Below are 22,393 nucleotides of genomic sequence, written 5' to 3'. Positions count from 1 at the left end.
CGGTCGGCCACCCACCCCGTTTGCGTCGGACCGATCAGCTCGCGGCGCGGCTGCGCATCGCGTCGACGAACACTCCGGGGATCTCGGCGGGCGTGCGGGCGACGTGGCTGGTACCGCCGGTGGCGGCCGAGATCTTCTGCAGAACAGCAGCATCGGCGTCATCGGTGACGCCGATCGTGACGATGATGACCGGGCGCGCGGGGTCCTGCTCCTTCTTCAGCGTCGCGAGCAGTTCGTCGAGCGAGATGCTCGACGGATCCTCGTTGGCACCGTCGGTCAGCAGGATGACGCTGTTGATGGCAGCCGGGTCGTAGCCCTCCTTGACCTTACGGAACGCGGCGAGCGTGGTGTCGTACAGTCCGGTTCCGCCCTTGACGAGGGTCGGCAGGGTGCGCACCGCTTCCGTCAGTCGTTGCCGGTGACTGACACCGTCGACCACCTGACCCATGGGCCGGATCGGCGTGAGTTCCTTGTAGTCCTTGCCGTTGCCGCCCAGCCCGATCGAGAACGCCCACAACCCGAGCTGCGCGTTGTCCGGGAACAGCTTCGCGCCGGTCTCGCTGGCCTGGACCGTCAACGCAATCCGGTATTCCGATCCGGCCTTCTCCGCCATCGACCCCGAGACGTCCTCCACCACCAGCGCACGGGACGGCAGCGCCAGCACGGCATAGCGTTTGAGCACCTGCGCCGTCGCGGCGGGATCGGCCGGGGTGAGGGTCGTGACGTCCCCGACCCCGCGGCCGGCATCGAGGGAACCACGATCCGGACCGCGGAACCCACTGCGCGACAGCGCGGCACGCCCGGCATCGGTCCCCATCGCTTCTGCCAATGCGACGCCGGCGTCCTTCGCCGGAGCGTGCTCGGAGCCCGCCGCGGTCACCACCACCGGGTAGTCGAGGAACACCGCACCGGTGTTCGGGACAGTGACCGCCAGCTTCGCCTGGTCACTCTGGTTGCGCGCCGCCACCTGAGCCTCGGTCGCGATCGCGATGCCGCCTTCCGCGGTCACCGCGTCGAGTCGGGCGAGCACGTCGGCCTGGTGCAGATTGGCGGCCTGCGCCTGGGCGAGCGGAACGAGCGCGCCCGGGACCGCGTCGGTGGGCACGGTGCCCGCGTCTGCCTCGGCGAGTGCGCCGACGATCGGCGCGGCCGAGACACTGCTGGTGAGCGGATCGCCGATCCGCAGTCCGTGCAACTGCAGCGCGCTGAGCCATGTCGCAAAGTACGGCATGTCGCCCTCGCGCGCCGCGATCACGATCGGCGTGGAGGCGGCCGACGGCGCGGCCACATCGAACAGGGTGCCCGATCCGCTGCTGGCCTTGGCGATCCACTGCGACGCGTCCGGGATCCACAGATCCGGGCCGCCCTGCTCCCCCGGTGCCCCCAATGGATCGACGCCCGACGCCGCCTGGATCGTGAAACTCCGGCAGCCCAGGTCGTCGGTCGACATCGCACTGGTGACCTCGGTGAGCACCGGGGCGATCGACGGGTCGACCGCCACGGTGTACTCGGTGGTCGCATCGCAGCCGCCACCGGTGAGGCTGTCGACGACGAAGTACCCGCCCACACCCACGACCACCACGGCAGCTAGGCCGATCGCCCCGTATTTGACGACAGGAGAGACGGTTTTCGCGCGCGGTGCGCTGTGGCGACCGGCCATGGCGTGGACCTCCAGGGAAGGCGCAGGGAGCGCTGGTGCGGGGTGATGGTCGGACGGGTTCCGCCCGAATCAGGCGTATAAGGTGACGAACTTCTGAAGGGAGCTTTCGATGTCGCCGCGCAGCGCCCTGGCGACGCCCGACCCGATCGGGCCGAAAAGGGGTGCGCCGCCGAGGTCGATGTCGAGGGTGACCCTCGCGCCGTCGGCCGCGGGATCGACGCTGAGGACCAGTCCGAGCTTGACGCCGCCCTTGCCGTCGCCCTTCAGCACCAGACTGCGCGGCGGGTTGTACTGCTTCAGAGTCCAGGTCACCCGGTTGCGCAGACCCTTGACGGTGACCACCGAGCTGACCGTGGTGCCCGCGCTCAGCTCGGCGGGCAACTCACCACGCCACGCTTCGTGGATGCTGAGCCACTGGTCGAAGCCCGTCAGATCGGACGCGCGGTTCCACGCGTCGTCGGGGCTCATCGGCACGTCGACGGACACTTTCAGCTTGGCCATTGACGGATCGTAACCAATGACAAACGTGACGTACACGACAGCTGCGGCTCTTGCGGCAACCCTCCGCCGGGCATACCGCAGCCGGGGATCGAGGATTACCGTCGAGAGTATGAACGTGCCAGTCGATCCATCACGTTTCGAAGAGATGTACCGCGATGAACAGACAGCGCACGGATTGCCGACGGCCACACCCTGGGATATCGGTGGGCCGCAGCCGGTGATTCGACAGCTCGTCGCGCTCGGTGCGGTCAAGGGCGACGTCCTCGACCCCGGGACGGGTCCCGGGCATCACGCCATTCACTATGCGTCGAAGGGCTACTCCGCCACCGGTATCGACGCGTCGCCCACCGCCATCCAGCGCGCCCGACAGAACGCGGAGGCCGCCGGGGTATCGGTGGACTTCCAGGTCGCCGACGCGACGGTGCTCGAAGGACTCGAGAATCGGTTCGACACCGTCGTCGACAGCGCCTTCTACCACACCTTCAGCACCGACACGGAGTTGCAGAAGTCCTATCTGCGGGCCCTGCACCGGGCCACCAAGCCCGGGGCGCGGCTGTTCATGTTCGAGTTCAGCACGCACAACGTCAACGGTCTGAGCTTCCCGCTCGCGATACCCGAGGACAATTTCCGGGAGATCCTTCCTGCCGGCGGCTGGGACCTCACCTACCTGGGACCGACCACCTATCAATCCAATATCAGCGTCGATGCCATCCAGGCCATGGCTGCCGCCAACCCCGACATCTCCGAGAACTTCGAACCACTGCTCGAGCGGCTTCGAATCATCGAGCCCCTCCTGACCGACGGCATAGCCCACCTTCCCTTCTGGCAAGTCCACGCCACCCGCATCGACTGACTGCAGGACACGGGCCACCGGTCGGCCGGCGGGGCAGCCGACCGACCGGTGCCTCGGCAGTCGAAACTAGCTGGCGCACCGCCCTTTTGCCTCCGCCAGCGGGGACGCAGCAGCAGTGCGTGATGTTATTCCCCACCGGGTTCACGAGTGGCAGCCTACGTTCCACTGCGCGAATCGGCCCCTCATGGTCGACAATCTCCCCCATTTCCCTTACATTCTGTTCGATAACTCGGCTCGGTGGATCGACCACCGCCATGTGGGAGGTGCTGCATGAAGCTGCGACGTGCCGTCATGGGAGGAATCCCCTGGAGGCTCGGCAATCTCGCGGGGACCAGCGTCCTCCTGGCGTCAGCGGTAGCCCTCTCCACGGGAACTGCCATCGCGGGAACCGAAGGCGCTGTCATGCCATCGGATTCGCAGCTGCTACCGGTCACGACGGTGGATACGGACTATCCGACCAGTCAAGGCCGGGAAGCTATGACGGTCTACTTCCCGGCTGGGGTGGGGCCGTCCACACCCACAAGAGCACCGGCAATTGTCATGGTGCACGGCGGTGCGTGGATGGGAGGGTCGCGAGCGCTACTCGACAGCGAAGCTCGCGAGGCCGCCTTGAGGGGTTTCGTCGTATTCAACATCGACTACGCAGTGGACGTTCCGCGGAGCCCACGGCAGTACCAGCAGGTAACTGCTGCCGTCGACTATGTCCACTCACACGCCGATAACTTCGGCATTGACGCCGATCGAATCGGCGGCCTCGGGACATCTGCCGGCGCCCATCTACTCATGCAATCCGTGACCGTGGACCATGTGCCGCTCGAGGCAGTTGTCGGGTGGTCAGGTCCATACGATTTGAGCAATTTCAGCACGCCTGCGAATTCTGCGATCGCAATAGCCGCAGCCGGCGTCTATCTCGGCTGCGATCCCATTTCCGCCGTCGCTGCGGGTTCGAGCAGCGGCGTGGGTTCGAGCGGCAGTGCGGGTTCGTGCGCCGATCAAGCTGCGGAGGCATCCCCGATCCGGCACGTGTCGGCCGGGAGTCCGCCTGCCCTCCTGTTCAATTCGGCAACTGAGGTGATCCCGGTCGAGCAAATGACCTCCTTCGCCGAAAAGCTGCGGTCGGTAGGCGTCCAGGCTGACACCCGGGTGATACCCGGATCGAAACACGCTGTGGCATATTCCGACGCTGCACTCGACCCGACCCTCACCTACCTCGGGCGGCACCTTGGGCTGCTCTGAATTCGATCGGCCCCGGAGGCGCGTCGGCGCAGGCCGTGACCCTTGCCGCGACTTGCCCGGTGCGATGTCTCTGTAACCCGTTGTCCACGACGGTTCCAACGCCTGTTGTCCGTTGCTGTGCAAGTGAAGTCAGGCTCTACCGACGGGTGCCGACCTCGCGTCACGCATCAGAGGTCATTCGACGTCGAGCGCGTGATTCGGTAGCGGTGACACGCTACTGGGCGGGCGAGCTGCCACCGCTGCTGTTGTCATCTCGATCAGATTGGCGACGAAAGCGTCATGATCGAGCGGCAGTTCGGCTTCGTCGTCGCATGCGCGGGCTCGGGCCGCCAGCGCCGAGACGATGAAGTTGGCCATCAACCTCATCCGCTCCTCACGGAGCGCGTCGGTCATCCCCGTCAGACACTGCCGAACGAGGTTCCTGGCCTCTGTGCTTGCCGAAGCATACTGGCCTTCGGTGATACCACCGCGTCGGTCGTAAACCTCCGCCAGGATCTGCATGAAATCGCGTCCGCGTTCGTCGCGAAGCTTCTCCCCCAATGGAATCGCTTGTGCGGCGATCGCGTCGCGCAGAGCTTGCGGCGACGGTTCCCGGCCTGTGCAGAGCCGGTCGACGAGTTCTGCCATCCGACTGTTGACGTCGACGAAGTGACTGACGATGATCGCCTCGAGCAGACCCTCGCGGGAGCCGAAGTAGTAGTGGATCGCCGAGTCGTTTCGGACCTCGGCGATCCTGTTGATGTCGCTGAGACGGGTTCGATCGATCCCCTCCCGTGCGAAGAGGTACTCCCCCGCCCGTAACAATCTCTCTTTCGCGGGAATCTCCGCTTCCATGCTTGACAGCCTAACAAACATGACTAGTGTGTTCCGCATCACCGTTAACGGGCTCCGTTAACCGTTCCGGCTGACGGGTCAACGACCTGGTAGCGGCCTTGACCCGAGCTGCACATTGCCCCTCTCATGACTGCCCTCGCTGGGAGCGCGGAAGGAATTCGCCATGGCTTTACCTGAAGGAATCGACTTCACTGATGCTTCGATGTTCGAGAACGGGATCCCTCTCGATCTGTTCGCGGAGTTGCGGCGCTCGGCGCCGATCTGGTGGAACCCGCAGCGCCGGGGCGCCGCCGGCTACGACGACGACGGATTCTGGGTCGTCTCGACGCACGAACTGGTGCAGGAAGTCTCCCGTCGCAACGATGTCTTCTCCTCGTGGCAGAACACCGCCATGGTCCGCCACGCGGACGATGCACCCCGCGAGCAGATCGAGGTCCAACGAGCGATCATGCTCAACAAGGACGAACCCGAACACACCGTCCTTCGACGCATCGTCACACGCGGATTCACCCCGCGAGCAATAGGCGGACTGCGCTCGGCACTGGCTGCGCGCGCCCGAGAAATCGCCCAGACCGCGGCCTCCCTGGGCCACGGAAACTTCGTCGAACAGGCCGCGTGCGAGCTGCCCCTGCAGGCGATCGCCGATCTTCTCGGTGTCCCGCAGGAGGATCGGCTCAAACTCTTCGACTGGTCCAACCGGATGACCAGCGGCGACGAACTCGACGCCGGCGACGATCCGCTCGTCGCGATCGGGGAGATCATGGCGTACGCGTACGCCATGGCCACCGAACGTCGCGCACGTCCGGCCGACGACATCGTCACCAAACTCGTTCAGGCACAGGTGGAGGACGGCGCACTCACCCCCGAGGAATTCGCGTACTTCGTGATCCTGCTGGTCGTGGCGGGCAGCGAGACCACCCGGAACTCCATCACCCACGGCCTGATCGCGTTCCACGACAACCCCGACCAGTGGGCCCTGTACAAGCGCGAACGACCCACGACGGCGGTCGACGAGATCATCCGCTGGGCAAGCCCGGTCATGTCATTCCAGCGGACCGCGCTCTGCGACACCGAACTCGGCGGCCAGACGATCCGCAAGGGCGATCGCGTCGTGATGCTGTACGCATCGGCGAACTACGACGAGAACGTCTTCACCGACCCGCACCGGTTCGACATCACCCGATCCCCCAACCCGCACCTGGCATTCGGCGGAACCGGCGTGCACTACTGCCTCGGCGCCAACCTCGCGCGCCTCCAGATCGAATTGATGTTCGACGCCATCGCCGATCACCTGCCCGACATCACAATCCTCGGGCCACCCGTCCGGATGCGCTCGGCCTGGCTCAACAGCATCAAGGCACTCCCAGTCGACTACGGGCGCTGCCCCGTCGCGCATTGACCGACGCCAGATCCGGAGACCACTCATGCACAGCCTCACAGGCAAGACCGTCGTCGTCACAGGCCACGCCTCGGGTATCGGTGCGGCAATCACCGCGAAGCTGATCGACCTGGGGGCCTTGGTGATCGGTGTAGACAGGTCCGACAGCGAATCTGCTCCGCGTCCCTTCTTCACCATTGTCGGCGACCTGTCCACGTTTGACGGCGTCCGGGCCATCGCCGACGCGATAGACCGTCCCATCGACGTGCTGATCAACAACGCAGGCGTCGCAGCAACCCAGCCGTGGCGAACGGTTCTGGCCGTCAACGCCCTCGCTCCCCGCGACCTCACTCGCCTGCTTCTCCCCAAGTTCGGCCGACGGCCCGTCGTCGTCACCACCGCGTCCCAGGCAGGATTCCGGTGGCAGCAGAACTTTGCCCGCGCCGACAACTTCCTGGCAATCGACGACTGGGACGACGCCCTCGACTCCGTCAGCGACCTGTCGGACATCGACACGATCTGCTACTCGATGTCGAAGGAGGCGGCGATCGTCAACTCGGGCAATCTCGCGGTCGACGGCAAGCACATCGGGCTGCGCTCCAACACGGTCTCGCCTGGCACCGTCGGAACGCCGCTCCTCGCTGACTTCACCGCCACCATGGGCGAGGCCGCCATCGACGGCGCAGCGGCCTGGACAGGCCGTCATGCGACGCCCGAGGAGATCGCCGACGCCGTCCTCTTCCTCGCCTCCGACGAGTCGTCCTGGATCAGTGGAGCCGATCTTCCGGTCAACGGCGGATACGGATCGCTCGTGTTCCGCACGTTCGTCGCGCCGGCCGTCAGTCGTGCAGACGGTCAGGAATAGGAACCTCGATGGACACAACCGAACTGATCTCCTACAACCCGGCGACACTCGTTGAAGTGGGAAGAATCGCCGTCACCACCACGGCGGAGCTCGATTCGATGATCGAGTCCGCGCACGATGCCTTCCACGGGTGGCGGCAAGACCACGACCTGCGCAAAGGACTACTCGCCGCGTGCTCCTACGAGCTCATGCGCAAGGCCGAGGACATCGTCCCGCTACTGACGACGGAACAGGGTAAGCCGCGGGCCGAGGCAGCGAGCGAGGTGTGGATCGCAGCCAAGAGCCTCGCAGAGGCAGCGCGCACCCAGTGGGAGCCCGAGTTGTTGGGCGCCCACACACCCGTGCGCACCGCGTTCATCGAACGTCGTCCGCTCGGAGTTGTGGGAGCGATCGTTCCCTGGAACTTCCCCGTCTTCCTCATGGCGGCCAAGATCAGTGCCGCACTGGCAGCCGGCAATACGGTGATAGTCAAACCAGCTGAATCAGTCTCGCTCGTGGTTCGCAAGGTCGTCGACGTCCTCGCGGGAGTACTGCCCGCCGGCGTGATCAGTACCGCGGTCGGCGGCCCCGACGTCGGTCGAGCCCTGATGAATCACCCGAAGGTTCGCAAGGTGTCCTTCACGGGGTCCACCACCGTCGGCAAGCAGATCATGCGACAGGCCGCTGACACCGTCACTCCGGTGACTCTCGAGCTCGGCGGCAACGACCCTGCGATCCTGTTGGCTGACGCCGACATCGATCGTGCCGCAACCGCCCTGGCCCAAGGCGCCTTCCTCAATGCCGGGCAGATCTGCATCGCCCCGAAACGGGTGTACGCGCCGACCTCCCTGCTCGACAGATTCTGCCGCGCCTTCGCCGACCGGATGGACGATCTGTCCGTCGGCGACGGACTCGATCCGGCGACACGGGTCGGTCCACTCCACAACATGCGGCAACTGGAAATCGTCTCGCACCTCCTGGAGAAGGCGGTCGCGGGGGGCGCGACAGTAGTCCGGGGAGGCGAGCGCGGAACCGATCTTCCCGGGCACTTCCTCACACCGACGCTTGTGCGTGACATCGATGATTCAGCAGAGCTGGTCGCTGTCGAGCAGTTCGGGCCGGTACTACCAGTCGTCGCCTACGACGATCTCGACGCCGTCCTGTCCACCCTGGACGACCAGGAGTTCGGTCTCGGTGCCTCGGTATGGGGAAACGATGTCGAGAACGCGACCGACGTCGCCCTGCGCATCGACGCAGGAACCGTATGGGTGAACCAACACAACGCCCTCGACGTCGGCTTGCCGTTCGGCGGTGTCAAGTCCAGCGGATTCGGTCGAGAAGGTGGGATGCAGGGCATTGAGGACTTCCTCCAGACCCGAGTGATCGACATCAAGCAATGACGGATCGACACAACCCTTTCCAGCCCGGAACGGGAGAAACAGGTGGGAGGACGATGACTCAGAACGATGCAGTACCGCAGGAAGTGAGTACCGAGATTACGACAGTCACAACCGATCTGTCCGATCTGCGCCAGTGCCTCGAGGGGTGGATCCGTACCCGTCTCGCAGACCCGACGGCCGTGATCTCCGAACTGCGCAAGCCGTCCGAATCCGGGATGTCGAGCATTTCGATCCTGTTCGCCGTCGACTGGACCGAGGACGGCGCACAGCATCAGGCCGATCTCGTGGCCCGTCTCGCTCCCGGTGACAGCGATCTACCGCTCTTCCCGGGGTACGACCTCGAACTTCAGGCCGCCGTGATGCATACCGTCGCGACCCACAGCACTGTGCCCGTGCCGCTGGTCAGGTGGGTCGAAGTATCGCCGGAGATCCTGGGGCGGCCGTTCGTCGTCATGGACCGGGTCGAAGGCGTGGTTCCGGGCGACAATCCCCCGTACGTCTTCGGCAGCTGGCTGCACGGAGCGACGTCTGACCAGCTGGATGCCGTCCAGCGCGCCTCGGTCGACCTGTTGGCTCAGATCCACGCGATTCCCGACCCCCACGTGCTTCTGCCGGAACTCGCCGGCGCGGGACGTGGCGACGCCCTGCGCCGACATGTCGATACGGAGCGCGCGTACTACGAATGGACGCGAATCGAGGACGGACTCCGCATCCCGTTGTTGGAGAGAGGTTTCGACTGGCTCGAGGACCACTGGCCCGAGCGTCCTTCCGAACCGGTGCTGTGCTGGGGCGATTCCCGCATCGGCAACATCATGTACAACGACTTCAGGCCGGCCGCTGTGCTCGACTGGGAGATGGCAACCGTCGCACCCCGCGAACTCGATGTCGCGTGGTTCATCTTCTTCCACCGCATGTTCCAGGACATGGCGGAACAGTTCGGCCTACCGGGGCTACCCAGCATCCTCCGACGCCCGGACGTTGTCGCGCGGTACGAGGAGGTTGCCGGGGTGGAGCTACACGACCTCGACTTCTACCTCGTCTACGCGGCAATCCGCTTCGGCATCATCATGTCTCGATCAAAGCGCCGGTCCATCCACTTCGACGGAAGTCCGGCTCCGGACAACCCCGACGAGTACATCCTGCACCACCACATGCTCCGCACCCTTCTCGACGGCGACTACCACTGGGAGACAAAGTGAACCCCGATCCGCTCGACGAATACCCTATCCACCAGTCACCCCTGTCGATGGCACGCGTCGATACCAGCGACCGAAACTTCTACGACCGCAACTACTTCAACGCTCACGACCGCACCGGCGACATCTTTGTCGTCAGCGGCTTCGGCGTGTACCCCAACCTCGGTGTCCGCGACGCATTCGTCAGCGTGCGCCGGGGCGACGCGCAACGCTCCGTCCGGTACTCCGATGCGCTGGACACCCGCGTGATCGAACCCGCGGTCGGCGGATACCGCATCGAGGTGATCAAGCCACTGCAGACTGTCCGGGTGATCTGCGATCACCCCGATCTGTCGGCAGACCTGGTGTGGGAGGGCTCCTTCCCTGCCGTTCTCGAGGAGCACCACCTCCTCATGGACGGCCCGCGTCCCTCACTCGACGCCACTCGGTTCGCTCAGGTCGGCAGCTGGTCGGGAACCCTGTCCGTGGACGGTACGGACATCGCGGTAGAGCCTGGCGTCTGGACGGGCAGTCGCGACCGTTCGTGGGGTATCCGCGCTGTCGGCGAGCGCGAACCCCTCGGCCGTATGGGCGATGAGCCTGTGGGCGGCTTCTGGTGGACATATGTGCCGCTGCGCTTCGACGACTTCGCGTTGATGATCATCGCGCAGGAGGGCCCGGACGGGCATCGATCGCTCAACCATGCCACACGCATCTTCGCCGACGGCCGCGTCGAACAGCTCGGCTGGCCGCGATTCGAGATCGCCTACCGCACCGGCACGCGCATCCCGGAGTCGGTGCGAATCCATCTCACCACGCCCGCCGGTGAGGCCCTCGTGGTCGACATCGAACTCCGCGGCTTCGTGGTGCTCCAGATCGGATCCGGCTACGGCAGCGACCCGGACTGGAACCATGGCCAATGGCGTGGGCGCGGCTGGAGTGCATCCACGCGCTACAACCTCGCCGATCCCGCGCTCGCCCCTCGGATTCCGTTCGGAAATCTCGAACACGTCGCCCACGCGACGTGTGGCGGTGCCGAGGGCTGGGGAATGTTCGAGCACATGGTCGCCGGCCGGCACGACCCGTCCGGGTTCCATGACGGAAACGCGATGGCGCCGTAGTAGCCATTCACATCGATTCGACAGTCCGTGAAAGGAAGAAGGTTCGAATGAGGCGATCGTCACTGGTGCGGGCCGGCACGGTGTTCACCGCGCTGGCCACCGCCACGATGTTGTTGGCCGGGTGCGCGGGCGGATCCGGTTCGGCGACAGATGCATCGGAGGTCACGACGGGGCTGGTCGGTGACCAGTCCGATGGGGGCGAGCCGACCTCGGGCGGCACGCTGTCCTATGCGACGTACAACGGTGTGAGTAGCCTCGATCCGGCGGATCGGCAGGACGGCGGCGCGACCGGTGGCAGCGAGATGGCGGCGATCTACGACCTGTTGATGCGCTACGACCCGGAGTCGAAGCAGTACCAGCCGCAGTTGGCGAAGTCGCTGACGGCCGACGGGGACAACACCGTCTGGACGTTGACGTTGCGTGAGGGCGCGAAGTTCAGCGACGGCACCCCTGTCGACGCGGCGGCGGTGCAGTGGAGCATCAACCACTACCTCGAGAAGAAGGGCACCCACACGCAGGTGTGGAAGGCGTCGGTTGCCGACGTCGCCTCGCCGGATCCGGCGACCGTGGTGTTCACGCTGAAGCAGCCGTGGAACGAGTTCCCGATCCTGTTCACCACCGGCCCGGGCATGATCGTGGCCCCGTCGTCGATGGCGTCGGGCAAGTTCGCGGCGGTGGGGGCCGGCCCGTTCACCGTCGAGAAGTTCGCCTCGCAGGACGAGTTGGTCCTCGCCGCGAATCCGGGCTACTGGAGCGGCAAGCCGCACCTGGACAAGCTCCGGTTCCCGGCGATCGTGAGCGAGCAGGCCAAGCTCGACGCGCTGCACACCGGTGGGGTGCAGGCGGCGTACCTCCGCAATGCCGAGGTGGTGCACAACGCACTCGAGGCCGGCGACGTCGGCTACGTCTACACCGTCAGCATGGGCAGTCTGCAGGTCTTGAACCAGCGTGAGGGTCGGGCGGCGTCCGACGAACGGGTGCGGAAGGCCATTGTCGCGGCGTGCGATCCGAACACGTTCAACGAGCGCGTCGAGGGCGGTTTCGGCATGCCTGGCAGCGACATGTTCCAGACCTGGTCGCGGTGGCACGGTGACGTCGCGGGTACGGGCTACGACCCGGAGGCCGCGAAGAAGCTGGTTGTCGAGGCCAAGGCCGACGGCTACAACGGCAAGCTCACCTACGTTGGTTTGAACGAACCTGCTGCACAACGCCGCGCGCTCGCGGCCCAGTCGATGCTGCAGGCCGTCGGCTTCACCGTCGACATCGTATACACGACAAGCATCAACGATCTGGTGAAGACGATGTACGTGCAGCACGACTACGACATCGGCGAGTCGGGATTCAACGTCCTCGACGAGTCCCCGTTCGTGCGTATGTACGGCAACTTCTACAGCGAGTCGACGTCGAACGTCCTCGGCTACAAGAACCCCGAGATGGACGCGCTGCTCGGCAAGCTGCAGACCGCGCCGAGCGACGACGACCGCCGCAAGGTCCTCGAGGACATCCAGACCCTCGTGAACGACACCAACCCGATGATGGCCGTCGGCGCCGGTAAGTTCCTCATCCCGTGGAGCAAGAACGCCCACGGCATCACCCCCAGCGCCGACGGCATCATGCTGTTCGGAAATGCCTGGCTTGATTCCGGTTCCGCGTCCTAGATGTACTGCGCCAGCAGGTTGAGACCGATACTGGCGTGGCATACAGGAGTGCCTCCCGGTTCAGAGTGGAGATGCCTGACGTCCACACCCTGAGTTCCGGGAGGCCCTCATCGCCTCAACTGGACCTTGGCCGATGAACACGTCATACCGCTAGCGGTTCGCCCACCACGCACTCGAAGGCCGACCCTCGATCAGTCGACATTACCGACGTCATTACCGAGCTCGGGGGCCAGTGACCACGACACTTCTTGTGCCGCACTGACAACGAGCGGGGCAACACGCTCGAGCTGAGCGGTGTGAGCCTCCCCGCACAGTGCGATCCCGGCGATCGGCCCGGCGGCTCCGCGAACGGCCACGCCGACGCATGCGACACCGCGCACCGACTCGCCCCAGTCGATGGCGAGACCACCATGCCGGCGGATGCGGTCGAGCTGGTGATGTAGTGCCGAGATATCGGGAATCGCACGATCGGTACAGCAGCTCGGACGGTCCTGGAACAGGCGGTCGATGCTCTCGCGGGCGAGCCACGCCAACATCGATCTGCCGTCGACGGTCGCGTACGCGGGACTCCGGCCGCCTACACGTGAAGGCAGTGACGTCGCGAATCGGCCGCCCACCTTGTCGAGGCAGAGACTGTCAGATCCATCGAGGACCGCCAAGTGGACAATCATTCCGGTCCGCAGGTGCAGGTCGTGAAGCAAAGGTGCTGCCGCGGAGCGTATCTCGTTGTTACTACCGCCACCGAGACGGCCGGCACGGCTGCCGAGGCGGTAGCCGAACGACGTGTGCACGACCCAGCCCGAGCGGACCAGCTGCTCGAGGATGCGGTGCACGGTCGAGCGAGGTAGCTGAGTTCGACCAACGATTTCCGCGTTGGTCAGTGCCGTACTTCCGCCCTGGAAAGTGTCGAGAATCAGGGTCATCCGCTCGAGCATCGACTGCCGCAGTTCGTCGCTGCGCGCGATATCGACATCCCCATCGGAATCGACAACTGCCATTCAAGCCTCCATACGATTGTTCCGCGTTCCCCATCTCCAGGTGGCCGCCCGATCACGAAGCATCCGACGGCATAGGAGGTCCCCACTCCGGGAAGAGAGTTCGGCTGGCCAACAACCAGAATCCGAGAATTCCCGGACGTCGACCAAAGGCCCGCTCGTCAGGTCGATCCCCCCTGCACGCGGAATGGTGACGGGATCACGTCGAGCCACAGCCCGGCATTGCGAGAGATCGCCGACTGACCCCTTGCCGCCTTCTTCGAAGAATGCATTGCTGCCATCTTGGATGAGAACGTAATTCTATTAGAGATAGTAGAAGACTACGGATGAGCGCAAGCCCTGCCGAACAGTTCCTCGTCAGCGCCGAGCAGACCGGGGGAACGGGCCGCGCGTCCGCGCCACTCCAGCCACCTCAGCACCCAATGTCGAGTGGCCCAATCCACGGATTGCCCCAAATACGCCTGGCCACATATCGCCTGCAGTGGCGTTGGCACACTTGCGGTCGACCGTGCGGCATCGTTTGCCCACTCGCTGCGACGCACTCGAACGAGTCATGTTCCAGCATTCGTCGACTTCGAGGATGCGACCCCCAACCTTGACTCCTTAAGAACGTGATTCTATATTTGATGCTGAACAGGCGATGCGGCGCGCTGGACTCGATTCAGGTGTGCAAGCGGTACCCCGTACGGGCATGAACCCCTACTGCCGATTTCGTCGATTCCTGCTCGAACAGGGGTTGTGCACAGAGGCTTCTGCCGTAGCTGATCGGCGCCCACGGGCGCCTTCCGAGATATCAATCGAGGAGATCCCATGAAGTGCAGCCCCACTCCGTCCGAGGTGGTGCAGACGCAAAGCGAGAGACCCAATGACTCGCTGTTGCACGAGTCTCGGGCCGGGCAGTTCGACACGGAACTCCGCGCATGACGGGCCGACTGCAGGGGCGTCGGGCGATCGTCACCGGTGCCAGCCGTGGCATCGGTGCGGGAATCGCGCAGAGACTCGCCGCGGAGGGCGCGGCCGTCGCAATCGTGGCCCGTACCGTCGACGAACCCGATCGCGGGTTCGAGGGCACACTGACCGAGATCGCGAGCCTGATCCGGTCGTCCGGCGGCACGGCCGTGATGGTCCCGGCGGCACTCGAGGATCCGGAGTCGCGCCGACGAATCGTCCCGATCGCACAGAAGGAGCTAGGCGGGACGATCGACATCCTCGTGAACAACGCGGCGGCAGCGTTCTTCCAGCCGCTGCGGGACCATCCCTCGAAGCGCGCGCATCTGACATTCGAGGTGAACGTGCATGCGCCGCTTGATCTTGCGCAGCGTGTCGTTCCGGGGATGCGGGAGCGCGGCGAGTGGTGGATCGTCAACATCACCAGTGGGACCGCGCGGATCCGGCCTGTCGAGCCTATTCCGGAGGGTGTCACCGACCTGGATGCCGACATCCACGGCACCGCGCTCTACGGAGCGAGCAAGGCCGCTCTGGACCGAATGACCGCGGGTCTGGCCGCCGAACTGAGCGGCACCGGAATCCGTGTCAACGCGGTACGCCCACGCTCGGCGGTCGCGACGGCAGGTGCACTGACAGCGGCGTCGAACATGGTGGGCACCCGGTGGTTCGTTCCCGAGACGCTCGAAGAGATGGTCGAGGCGGTGATGTGGCAGTGCGACTGCATGCCCCACTACACCGGGAACATCGAGGCGAGCCTGGACGTCCTCGAACGGGAGAAGGTCACGGTCCACGGCCTCGACGGCAGGCCGATCGCGAAGGAGCACAACGCATGACGCCCCACGATGCCATCTCGATCATCGACACGGACATCGAGTTCTGCAGGTCCGACCACGACGAGGAGTCGAACGTGGGCTGATCGAACTCGATGACGGGCAGGCCATCCGTGCGAGACGACAGACCATCCGTCAGCGATGCGTTCCATTGAATGAACCGTGAACCTCTCACGGTCAGCCTCCGCAAACGGGGAGTTTCTTATGAAGGGATTCATGATGCAGTTCAACCTCGCCGATGTCTTCGAATCGGTCGCCGCGGCGGTACCGGACCGCGTCGCGCTGACGTACGAGGACCAGCACCTCACCTACGCGAGCCTGAACGCCGAGGCGAACCGGACCGCACACATGCTGACAAGGGCCGGTGTCCGCCCGGGCGACCACGTCTCCCTGTTCCTCAAGAACAGCATCGAACACGTCACCTCCGTCCTGGGACTGATCAAGATCCGCGCGGTGCCGATCAACGTCAACTACCGGTACACCCCATCCGAACTCGAATACATCTTCACCAACTCCGACTCGGCGGTGGTGGTCGTCGAACTACCCGAGCATCAGCGCACCCTGGCCGAACTGCTCGACAACTGCCCCCTGATCCGAACCGTCATCGTCATCGGCGACCCGGTCGAGGAGCTGCACGCCGCCGCCGCCGCGCGATCGATCACGGTGGCGGCGTTCTCCGACGCCCGCGACCTGCCGGCCACCGCGGAGTTCCCCGCCCGCTCCGGCGACGACGTGTACGTGCTCTACACCGGCGGAACCACCGGATACCCGAAAGGCGTCATGTGGCGCCACGACGACTTCTTCCGCAAACCGCTCTCCGGCGGCAACCCCTACGGCGACGACGCCCGACAGGACCTCGCAGAGGTCGCCGCTGCCGCAAAGGAATTCCCCGACCTCGCGTTCCTCATCGCCGCGCCCCTCATGCACGGCGCCGCGCTGTACTCGCTGTTCACCTTCTTCACACTCGGCGCCCGCGTGGTCCTCATGCGCGACTTCGACCCCAAGAAGGTCGTCGAGGCCATCGAGAAGGAACGACTGCAGGTGATCCTGATCGTCGGCGACGGCATGGGCCTGCCACTGGTGGACGAGATGGAACGACGCAACGGCGAGGTCGACCTCAGCTCACTGTTCTCGATCACCTCGGGCGGCGCGATCTGGTCGGTCGGCGTCCGCGAGCGAATGCTCGCCGTCAAGCCGGAACTGTTGCTGCGCGACAACTTCGGCGCCTCGGAATCCGGCAACGACGGCGCCTTCACCGTCGACGAGGACGGCAACCTCCGCATGCCACCCTCCCCCAACATGGTCCTGGTCGACGAGAGCCTCGAGGAGATCGCGCCCGGCACCGACCAGATCGGATACATCGCCCGCATCGGCAACGTCCCCCTCGGCTACTACAAGGACGAGGACAAGACCGCCCGCACCTTCCCCACCCGCGCCGACGGCACCCGCATCTCGATCCTCGGCGACATGGGCCGAGTCGAGGCCGACGGCACCATCGTCTTCCTCGGCCGCGGCTCGCAGTGCATCAACACCGGCGGCGAGAAGGTATTCGCCGAGGAAGTCGAAGCCGCACTGCACGGACACCCGTCGATCGCCGACGCCCTCGTCGTCCCCAAACCCGACGAACGCATGGGCCAGCAGGTCGCCGCCGTGATCGCGACCTACCCCGACGCACCGGAACTCACACTCGACGAGGTCCAAGAACACTGCCGCAAGACATTGGCCGGCTACAAGATCCCCCGCGCGATCGTGCTCGTCGACCAGGTCAAGCGCACCCCGGCCGGCAAGGCCGACTACCGCTGGGCCACCTCAGTGGCTTCTGTCCAGCCAAAGGCCACCATCATCGAACGGCTCTGAAACACAAGCACATCCGGAAGGAATCCGCATGAACGTCAACGACAGCGTCGCACTCGTCACCGGCGGCGCCTCGGGCCTCGGCCTGGCCACCGTCAAGGCCCTCCACGAGCAGGGCGCCAGCGTGGTCATCCTCGACCTGCCGTCGTCGAACGGCGAGGCCATCGCCAAGGACCTCGGCGACCGCGCCCGCTTCGCCGCCGGCGACGTGACCGACGAGGCCTCGGTCACCGCAGCCCTCGACCTGGCCGAGTCCCTCGACCTGGCCGAGTCCCTCGGCCCGCTGCGCGTCGCCGTCAACTGCGCCGGCATCGGCAACGCCATCAAAACCGTCGGCCGCAGCGGCGCGTTCCCGCTCGCCGACTTCACGAAGATCATCAACGTCAACCTCGTCGGCACGTTCAACGTGATCCGCCTGGCGGCCGAGCGGATCGCGAAGACCGACCCGATCGACGGCGAACGCGGCGTCATCGTCAACACCGCCTCCGTGGCCGCATTCGACGGCCAGATCGGCCAGGCCGCCTACTCCGCCTCCAAGGGCGGCATCGTCGGCATGACGCTCCCGATCGCCCGCGACCTCGCGTCGCTGCTCATCCGCGTCGTCACCATCGCGCCGGGCCTGTTCAAGACTCCACTCCTCGGCACACTGCCCGAGGCCGCACAGGCCGCACTCGGCCAGCAGATCCCGCACCCGTCCCGCCTGGGCGACCCCGCCGAGTACGGCTCGCTCGCCGCCCACATCGTCTCCAACCCCATGCTCAACGGCGAAGTCATCCGCCTCGACGGTGCCATCCGCATGGCACCGCGCTGACCGTGGAACACCGACGGCACGGCACGGCACGTGACCAGCGGGAGTCGAACTCGAACCGGGTGATCGTGGAGAGGCTCAGAGTCTGGACCGGCGGGTCACGTCGGGGCGCGAACGACGAAGGTCTCCTGCCGCGCAGCGGAGCTGACTCCGCTTCACGGACAGGAGACCTTCGTGGTCTGCGCTGACGAATGGCCACAGCGGACGAGATCGGCACGACCTACGAGTCGTGCCGATCTCCCGCATCCACCTAGTGCGCGACCGCCTTCTCGACGCCGACGCCGGTGAGCGAGCGGACCTCCATCTCGGCCTGCTTGACCGGGTCCTCCGGCTTGTTCCGGCCGACGTAGGTGCCGACGATGCCGAGCAGGAAGGCGAGCGGGATCGAGACGATGCCCGGGTTGGCCAGCGGGAACCACGAGAAGTCGGCATGCGGGAACATCGATGTCTTGGCGCCCGAGACGGCGGGCGAGAACACGATCAGCACAAGGCAGCTGATCAGACCGCCGTAGATGCTGAACAGCGCGCCGGTGGTGTTGAACTTCTTCCAGAACAGCGAGTACAGCAGCGTCGGCAGGTTCGCCGACGCGGCCACCGCGAAGGCGAGCGCGACCAGGAACGCGATGTTCTGGCCCATCGCGAGGATGCCCAGGACGATCGCGACGACGCCGATCACGACGACGGTGATCCGCGAGACCCGGACCTGCTCCTCCTCCGACGCCTTGCCGCGCTTGATGACGCTGGCATAGATGTCGTGGGCGAACGACGCCGAGGCCGTGATGGCCAGGCCGGCGACCACCGCGAGGATCGTCGCGAACGCGACCGCGGAGATGATGCCGAGGAAGATCGTGCCGCCGAGTTCGAACGCCAGCAGCGGCGCCGCCGAGTTCTCCTTGCCGGGGGCCGCGAGGATCGCGTCCGGGCCGACCATCTTTGCGGCACCGTAGCCGAGGACGAGCGTGAACAGGTAGAAGGCGCCGATCAGTCCGATCGCCCACGTCACCGAGCGCCGTGCCTCCTTCGCGGTGGGCACCGTGTAGAAGCGCATCAGCACGTGCGGCAGACCGGCGGTGCCGAGAACCAGGGCGATCCCGAGCGAGACGAAGTCGAGTCGCGACACGTCACTGATGCCGTACTTGGCGCCCGGTGCGAGCACGTCGCGGCCGGCGACCGCCTCGTTGGCCGAGCCGTTCACCATGTTCTGCGCGTCGGCCAGCAACTGCGAGAAGTTGCCCTTCACCGCGAACAGCACCAGCACGAACATGATGGCGGCGCCGGCCACCAGCAGCACGGCCTTGACCATCTGCACGTAGGTGGTGCCCTTCATGCCACCGATCAGCACGTACACGATCATCAGCACGCCGACGACGGCGACGACGATCGCCTGACCGGCGAAGTCCTTGATGTTGAGCAGCAGCGCCACCAGGCCGCCCGCGCCCGCCATCTGCGCGAGCAGGTAGAACAGCGAGACAACGAGGGTCGACAGCGCCGCGGCCATCCGCACCGGACGCTGCTTCAGCCGGAAGCTGAGCACGTCCGCCATCGTGAATCGACCTGTGTTGCGGAGCAATTCGGCCACCAGCAGCAGCGCCACCAGCCACGCGACGAGGAACCCGATCGAGTACAGGAAGCCGTCGTACCCGTACACCGCGATGGCGCCGGCGATGCCGAGGAACGACGCTGCGGACAGGTAGTCGCCGGCGATGGCGAAACCGTTCTGCGGACCGGAGAACTGGCCGCCACCGGTGTAGAAGTCGGACGCCTTCTTCGTCGAACGGCTCGCCCGGATGACCAGCGTCATCGTGCCGACGACGAACGCGACGAAGATCGCGATGTTGAACAGCGGGTTGCCGACGTCGGTGGCGGGCGCCGACTGCGCGAGCGTGGTGATCACTGGGCGGGTCCTTCCAGTTCCTCGCGGATCGCCGACGAGCGCGGATCCAGCTCACGGTTCGCGAACTTCACGTACAGAGCGGTGATCGTGAACGTCGTCACGAACTGGCCGAGTCCGAGCACGATCCCGAGATTGACGTGGCCGAACACCTCGGTGGCCATGAACTCCGGCGCGTACGTCGCGAGCAGGACGTAGACGGCGTACCACGTGAGGAAGAACGCGGTCATCGGGAAAACGAAGCGCCGCAAGCGATGCCGCAACTCCTGGAACTGCGGACTGGCCTGCATGTCGACGAAGGCCTGCGCGTCGGGCGCCGGCCGCTGCGGCGGCGCGCCCGAACCGAGGTCGGTGGTGGTCATGATGGCTCCTGGGACATCGGCAACCGCGTCACGGTCGCTGGTGCGGGGGTGTGCGATGCGACGCTAGTGAGAGCCAGGTCACAGGAAAAGTATGTGTCGCCGGTCACACGCCGAGCTGTCGTTACGTGCGCCGAACGGTCGCGCGGACGCGATGAGCGGTACGGCCGTCGGCGCCACTCGCGGCCGCCCGAACGCCCCGAAATACCACTCGCTGACACCGTGTCAAGTTAACCTTCGGAACGTCATCACGGTGCGGATGGCGCGCCGGTCGACGATCAGCGAGGAGTGGATATGGGTTTCTCTCTTGTCATCTCCAACGGGACAGTGATTGACGGGACCGGCGGCGAACCGTACGTCGCCGACATCGGCGTCCGGGACGGCCGGATCGCCGCGGTCGTGCCGGGCGGCGAGCTGAGCGGCGCGGATGCCGCCGAGGTCATCAACGCCACCGGGCTGGTGGTGACCCCCGGGTTCGTGGACATCCACACTCACTACGACGGACAGGTCACCTGGGACCCGATGCTCACTCCCAGCTGCTGGCACGGCGTCACCACCGCCGTGATGGGCAACTGCGGTGTGGGATTCGCGCCCGTCGCCGACACCGAGCGCGAGTGGCTGATCGGGCTGATGGAAGGCGTCGAGGACATCCCGGGTGCCGCACTGTCCGCGGGGATCCGGTGGGGCTGGGAGTCGTTCCCGCAGTATCTCGACGCCGTCGAGCGACTGCCGCTGGCCGTCGACGTCGGAACGCACGTGCCGCACGGAGCCCTGCGCGCGTACGTCATGGGGGCCCGGGGCGCACGCAACGAGCCCGCCTCCGCCGAGGACATCGAGCTGATGGCCAAGCTGGTGCGCGAGGGCATCGAGGCCGGCGCGCTCGGGTTCTCGACGTCACGCACGATCGTGCACCGGGCGATCGACGGCGAGCCCGTCCCGGGCACGTTCGCCGCGGAGGACGAACTGTTCGGGATCGGTCGGGCACTGGCCGATGCCGGCACCGGCGTCTTCGAACTCGCACCCGCCGGCATCATGGGCGAGGACCTCGCCGCGCCCGACCGCGAACTCGACTGGATGGTGCGCCTGGCCGAGCTCACCGGTCGCACAGTGTGTTTCGGACTGCTGCAGCACGACGGCGCACCGGACGACTGGAAGCGGCTGCTGGACCTGGCCGCAGCGGTGTACGAGTCCGGCATCCCGCTGCGCCCCCAGGTATCCGCTCGCCCCCTGGGCCTGCTCACCGGACTGCAGACGTTCAATCCGTTCAACACCCGTCCCAGCTACGTCGCCGCCGCCGAACGCGCGGGTGGGGACCTCGACGCGCTGGTGGCCGCACTGCGCAACCCGGCGACCCGGCGCGCGATCCTCGACGAGGCCGATTCGCCCGACAACCGGATGCCTTACCTGAGTAAACTGGACCGGACGTTCCGCCTCGGTCACCCGCCGCAGTACGAGCCCGATCCGGTCACCAACCTCGCCCGCGAGGCCCAGCGTGCCGGCAAGGATCCGTTCGAGCACATGTACGACCTGCTGCTCTCGGACGAAGGCCGCGCGCTGTTCTTCCGTCCACTGCTGGGCTTCTCGAACTTCACGCTCGATCCGATCCGGGAGATGCTGATGCATCCCGCGACCGCGATCGGACTCGGCGACGGCGGCGCGCACGTCGGCGCCATCTGCGACGCGTCCAACACCACGTTCCTGCTGACTCACTGGGCGCGCGATCGCAGTCGCGGCGAGAAGATCCCGCTGGCGACCGCGGTACGGAAGATGACGCTCGACACGGCAACCATCTACGGGCTCAACGATCGCGGGGTGATCGCCGAAGGTAAGAAGGCCGACCTGAACGTCATCGACTTCGAACGGCTGCAATTGAAGTCACCGGCCATGGTGCACGACCTGCCGGGTGGGGCTCGGCGACTGCTGCAACGCGCCGACGGGTACCGGGCCACCATCGTGTCGGGTCAGGTGGTGCTGCGCGACGGCGAGGACACCGGCGCCCGGCCCGGCGCTCTGGTCCGCGGAGCACGGTGAGCACCCGCCTGGTGGTG

Annotated in this window: 18 protein-coding genes; 12 read left to right on the top strand and 6 right to left on the bottom strand. The window is 65.9% G+C overall.

All coding sequences use genetic code 11. The features are described from left to right. Positions 1 to 34: 34 nt before the first annotated feature. A complete protein-coding gene (locus ACQ5DX_RS03130; protein WP_430331231.1) occupies positions 35 to 1,660 on the bottom strand; it encodes a substrate-binding domain-containing protein in 1,626 nt (541 codons plus the stop codon). Positions 1,661 to 1,729: 69 nt separating this feature from the next. Next, complete coding sequence (locus ACQ5DX_RS03125) at positions 1,730 to 2,161, bottom strand: type II toxin-antitoxin system Rv0910 family toxin (RefSeq protein ID WP_430331230.1); 432 nt, start codon at positions 2,159 to 2,161, stop codon at positions 1,730 to 1,732. A 109-nt stretch (positions 2,162 to 2,270) separates the two neighbouring features. Here ACQ5DX_RS03125 and ACQ5DX_RS03120 point away from each other — a divergent pair, with 109 nt between their 5' ends. Together ACQ5DX_RS03120 and ACQ5DX_RS03115 are read left to right on the top strand one after the other, a co-directional pair. Next, the gene (locus ACQ5DX_RS03120) at positions 2,271 to 3,014 is read left to right on the top strand and encodes a class I SAM-dependent methyltransferase (RefSeq protein ID WP_430331229.1); all 744 of its coding nucleotides are present in this window, start codon (positions 2,271 to 2,273) and stop codon (positions 3,012 to 3,014) included. A gap of 270 nt (positions 3,015 to 3,284) precedes the next feature. After that, positions 3,285 to 4,250, top strand: a complete 966-nt coding sequence (locus tag ACQ5DX_RS03115; protein ID WP_430331228.1) for an alpha/beta hydrolase fold domain-containing protein — start codon at positions 3,285 to 3,287, stop codon at positions 4,248 to 4,250. A gap of 174 nt (positions 4,251 to 4,424) precedes the next feature. On the opposite strand, the gene ACQ5DX_RS03110 is transcribed toward ACQ5DX_RS03115, so the two are convergent. Continuing rightward, a complete protein-coding gene (locus ACQ5DX_RS03110) occupies positions 4,425 to 5,084 on the bottom strand; it encodes a TetR family transcriptional regulator (protein ID WP_430331227.1) in 660 nt (219 codons plus the stop codon). 163 nt (positions 5,085 to 5,247) lie between these two features. On the opposite strand from ACQ5DX_RS03110, the gene ACQ5DX_RS03105 reads away from it, so the two are divergent. The 6 genes from ACQ5DX_RS03105 to ACQ5DX_RS03080 are packed head-to-tail and all read left to right on the top strand — an operon-like array spanning position 5,248 to position 12,660. Then, a complete protein-coding gene (locus tag ACQ5DX_RS03105; RefSeq protein WP_430331226.1) occupies positions 5,248 to 6,483 on the top strand; it encodes a cytochrome P450 in 1,236 nt (411 codons plus the stop codon). A gap of 25 nt (positions 6,484 to 6,508) precedes the next feature. Beyond that, on the top strand, positions 6,509 to 7,327 hold the full coding sequence (locus ACQ5DX_RS03100) for an SDR family oxidoreductase (protein ID WP_430331225.1): 819 nt from the start codon (positions 6,509 to 6,511) through the stop codon (positions 7,325 to 7,327). An 8-nt stretch (positions 7,328 to 7,335) separates the two neighbouring features. Next, on the top strand, positions 7,336 to 8,706 hold the full coding sequence (locus ACQ5DX_RS03095; protein WP_430331224.1) for an aldehyde dehydrogenase family protein: 1,371 nt from the start codon (positions 7,336 to 7,338) through the stop codon (positions 8,704 to 8,706). 53 nt (positions 8,707 to 8,759) lie between these two features. Beyond that, positions 8,760 to 9,905: a phosphotransferase family protein gene (locus tag ACQ5DX_RS03090; protein WP_430331223.1), complete on the top strand. Its 1,146-nt coding sequence runs from the start codon at positions 8,760 to 8,762 to the stop codon at positions 9,903 to 9,905. A gap of 47 nt (positions 9,906 to 9,952) precedes the next feature. Next, positions 9,953 to 11,002 (top strand): hypothetical protein, encoded by a 1,050-nt coding sequence (locus ACQ5DX_RS03085; RefSeq protein ID WP_430331222.1) that lies wholly within the window; start codon positions 9,953 to 9,955, stop codon positions 11,000 to 11,002. A 47-nt stretch (positions 11,003 to 11,049) separates the two neighbouring features. Next, positions 11,050 to 12,660, top strand: a complete 1,611-nt coding sequence (locus tag ACQ5DX_RS03080) for an ABC transporter substrate-binding protein (RefSeq protein WP_430331221.1) — start codon at positions 11,050 to 11,052, stop codon at positions 12,658 to 12,660. 191 nt (positions 12,661 to 12,851) lie between these two features. Here ACQ5DX_RS03080 and ACQ5DX_RS03075 read toward each other — a convergent pair whose 3' ends face one another. Beyond that, entirely contained in the window at positions 12,852 to 13,658 is an 807-nt protein-coding gene (locus ACQ5DX_RS03075) for an IclR family transcriptional regulator (RefSeq protein ID WP_430331220.1), read from the bottom strand. A gap of 917 nt (positions 13,659 to 14,575) precedes the next feature. On the opposite strand from ACQ5DX_RS03075, the gene ACQ5DX_RS03070 reads away from it, so the two are divergent. The 3 genes from ACQ5DX_RS03070 (at position 14,576) to ACQ5DX_RS03060 (ending at position 18,098) form a co-directional block, all read left to right on the top strand. Beyond that, positions 14,576 to 15,436 (top strand): SDR family NAD(P)-dependent oxidoreductase, encoded by an 861-nt coding sequence (locus tag ACQ5DX_RS03070; RefSeq protein ID WP_430331219.1) that lies wholly within the window; start codon positions 14,576 to 14,578, stop codon positions 15,434 to 15,436. A gap of 216 nt (positions 15,437 to 15,652) precedes the next feature. After that, positions 15,653 to 17,290 (top strand): acyl-CoA synthetase, encoded by a 1,638-nt coding sequence (locus ACQ5DX_RS03065; protein ID WP_430335531.1) that lies wholly within the window; start codon positions 15,653 to 15,655, stop codon positions 17,288 to 17,290. Between the two features lie 28 nt (positions 17,291 to 17,318). After that, on the top strand, positions 17,319 to 18,098 hold the full coding sequence (locus tag ACQ5DX_RS03060) for a 3-hydroxyacyl-CoA dehydrogenase (protein ID WP_430331218.1): 780 nt from the start codon (positions 17,319 to 17,321) through the stop codon (positions 18,096 to 18,098). Positions 18,099 to 18,345: 247 nt separating this feature from the next. Here ACQ5DX_RS03060 and ACQ5DX_RS03055 read toward each other — a convergent pair whose 3' ends face one another. Both ACQ5DX_RS03055 and ACQ5DX_RS03050 read right to left on the bottom strand, forming a co-directional pair. Then, positions 18,346 to 19,989 (bottom strand): solute symporter family protein, encoded by a 1,644-nt coding sequence (locus ACQ5DX_RS03055; protein WP_430331217.1) that lies wholly within the window; start codon positions 19,987 to 19,989, stop codon positions 18,346 to 18,348. Continuing rightward, complete coding sequence (locus tag ACQ5DX_RS03050) at positions 19,986 to 20,348, bottom strand: DUF485 domain-containing protein (protein ID WP_430331216.1); 363 nt, start codon at positions 20,346 to 20,348, stop codon at positions 19,986 to 19,988. Before ACQ5DX_RS03050 ends, ACQ5DX_RS03055 begins: the two co-directional genes overlap by 4 nt. A 291-nt stretch (positions 20,349 to 20,639) precedes the next feature. Here ACQ5DX_RS03050 and ACQ5DX_RS03045 point away from each other — a divergent pair, with 291 nt between their 5' ends. Beyond that, on the top strand, positions 20,640 to 22,376 hold the full coding sequence (locus tag ACQ5DX_RS03045) for an N-acyl-D-amino-acid deacylase family protein (RefSeq protein ID WP_430331215.1): 1,737 nt from the start codon (positions 20,640 to 20,642) through the stop codon (positions 22,374 to 22,376). The last annotated feature ends 17 nt before the right edge of the window (positions 22,377 to 22,393 follow it).

Source organism: Rhodococcus sp. ACT016 (assembly GCF_050477185.1).
GTDB lineage: Bacteria > Actinomycetota > Actinomycetes > Mycobacteriales > Mycobacteriaceae > Prescottella.
This window is presented reverse-complemented; position numbering and strand designations above follow the sequence as displayed.

Coding starts and splice junctions, on each gene's coding strand:
- ACQ5DX_RS03130 (WP_430331231.1), bottom strand. CDS start 1,660: ATGGCCGGTCGCCACAGCGCACCGCGCGCGAAAACCGTCTCTCCTGTC.
- ACQ5DX_RS03125 (WP_430331230.1), bottom strand. CDS start 2,161: ATGGCCAAGCTGAAAGTGTCCGTCGACGTGCCGATGAGCCCCGACGAC.
- ACQ5DX_RS03120 (WP_430331229.1), top strand. CDS start 2,271: ATGAACGTGCCAGTCGATCCATCACGTTTCGAAGAGATGTACCGCGAT.
- ACQ5DX_RS03115 (WP_430331228.1), top strand. CDS start 3,285: ATGAAGCTGCGACGTGCCGTCATGGGAGGAATCCCCTGGAGGCTCGGC.
- ACQ5DX_RS03110 (WP_430331227.1), bottom strand. CDS start 5,084: ATGGAAGCGGAGATTCCCGCGAAAGAGAGATTGTTACGGGCGGGGGAG.
- ACQ5DX_RS03105 (WP_430331226.1), top strand. CDS start 5,248: ATGGCTTTACCTGAAGGAATCGACTTCACTGATGCTTCGATGTTCGAG.
- ACQ5DX_RS03100 (WP_430331225.1), top strand. CDS start 6,509: ATGCACAGCCTCACAGGCAAGACCGTCGTCGTCACAGGCCACGCCTCG.
- ACQ5DX_RS03095 (WP_430331224.1), top strand. CDS start 7,336: ATGGACACAACCGAACTGATCTCCTACAACCCGGCGACACTCGTTGAA.
- ACQ5DX_RS03090 (WP_430331223.1), top strand. CDS start 8,760: ATGACTCAGAACGATGCAGTACCGCAGGAAGTGAGTACCGAGATTACG.
- ACQ5DX_RS03085 (WP_430331222.1), top strand. CDS start 9,953: ATGGCACGCGTCGATACCAGCGACCGAAACTTCTACGACCGCAACTAC.
- ACQ5DX_RS03080 (WP_430331221.1), top strand. CDS start 11,050: ATGAGGCGATCGTCACTGGTGCGGGCCGGCACGGTGTTCACCGCGCTG.
- ACQ5DX_RS03075 (WP_430331220.1), bottom strand. CDS start 13,658: ATGGCAGTTGTCGATTCCGATGGGGATGTCGATATCGCGCGCAGCGAC.
- ACQ5DX_RS03070 (WP_430331219.1), top strand. CDS start 14,576: ATGACGGGCCGACTGCAGGGGCGTCGGGCGATCGTCACCGGTGCCAGC.
- ACQ5DX_RS03065 (WP_430335531.1), top strand. CDS start 15,653: ATGCAGTTCAACCTCGCCGATGTCTTCGAATCGGTCGCCGCGGCGGTA.
- ACQ5DX_RS03060 (WP_430331218.1), top strand. CDS start 17,319: ATGAACGTCAACGACAGCGTCGCACTCGTCACCGGCGGCGCCTCGGGC.
- ACQ5DX_RS03050 (WP_430331216.1), bottom strand. CDS start 20,348: ATGACCACCACCGACCTCGGTTCGGGCGCGCCGCCGCAGCGGCCGGCG.
- ACQ5DX_RS03045 (WP_430331215.1), top strand. CDS start 20,640: ATGGGTTTCTCTCTTGTCATCTCCAACGGGACAGTGATTGACGGGACC.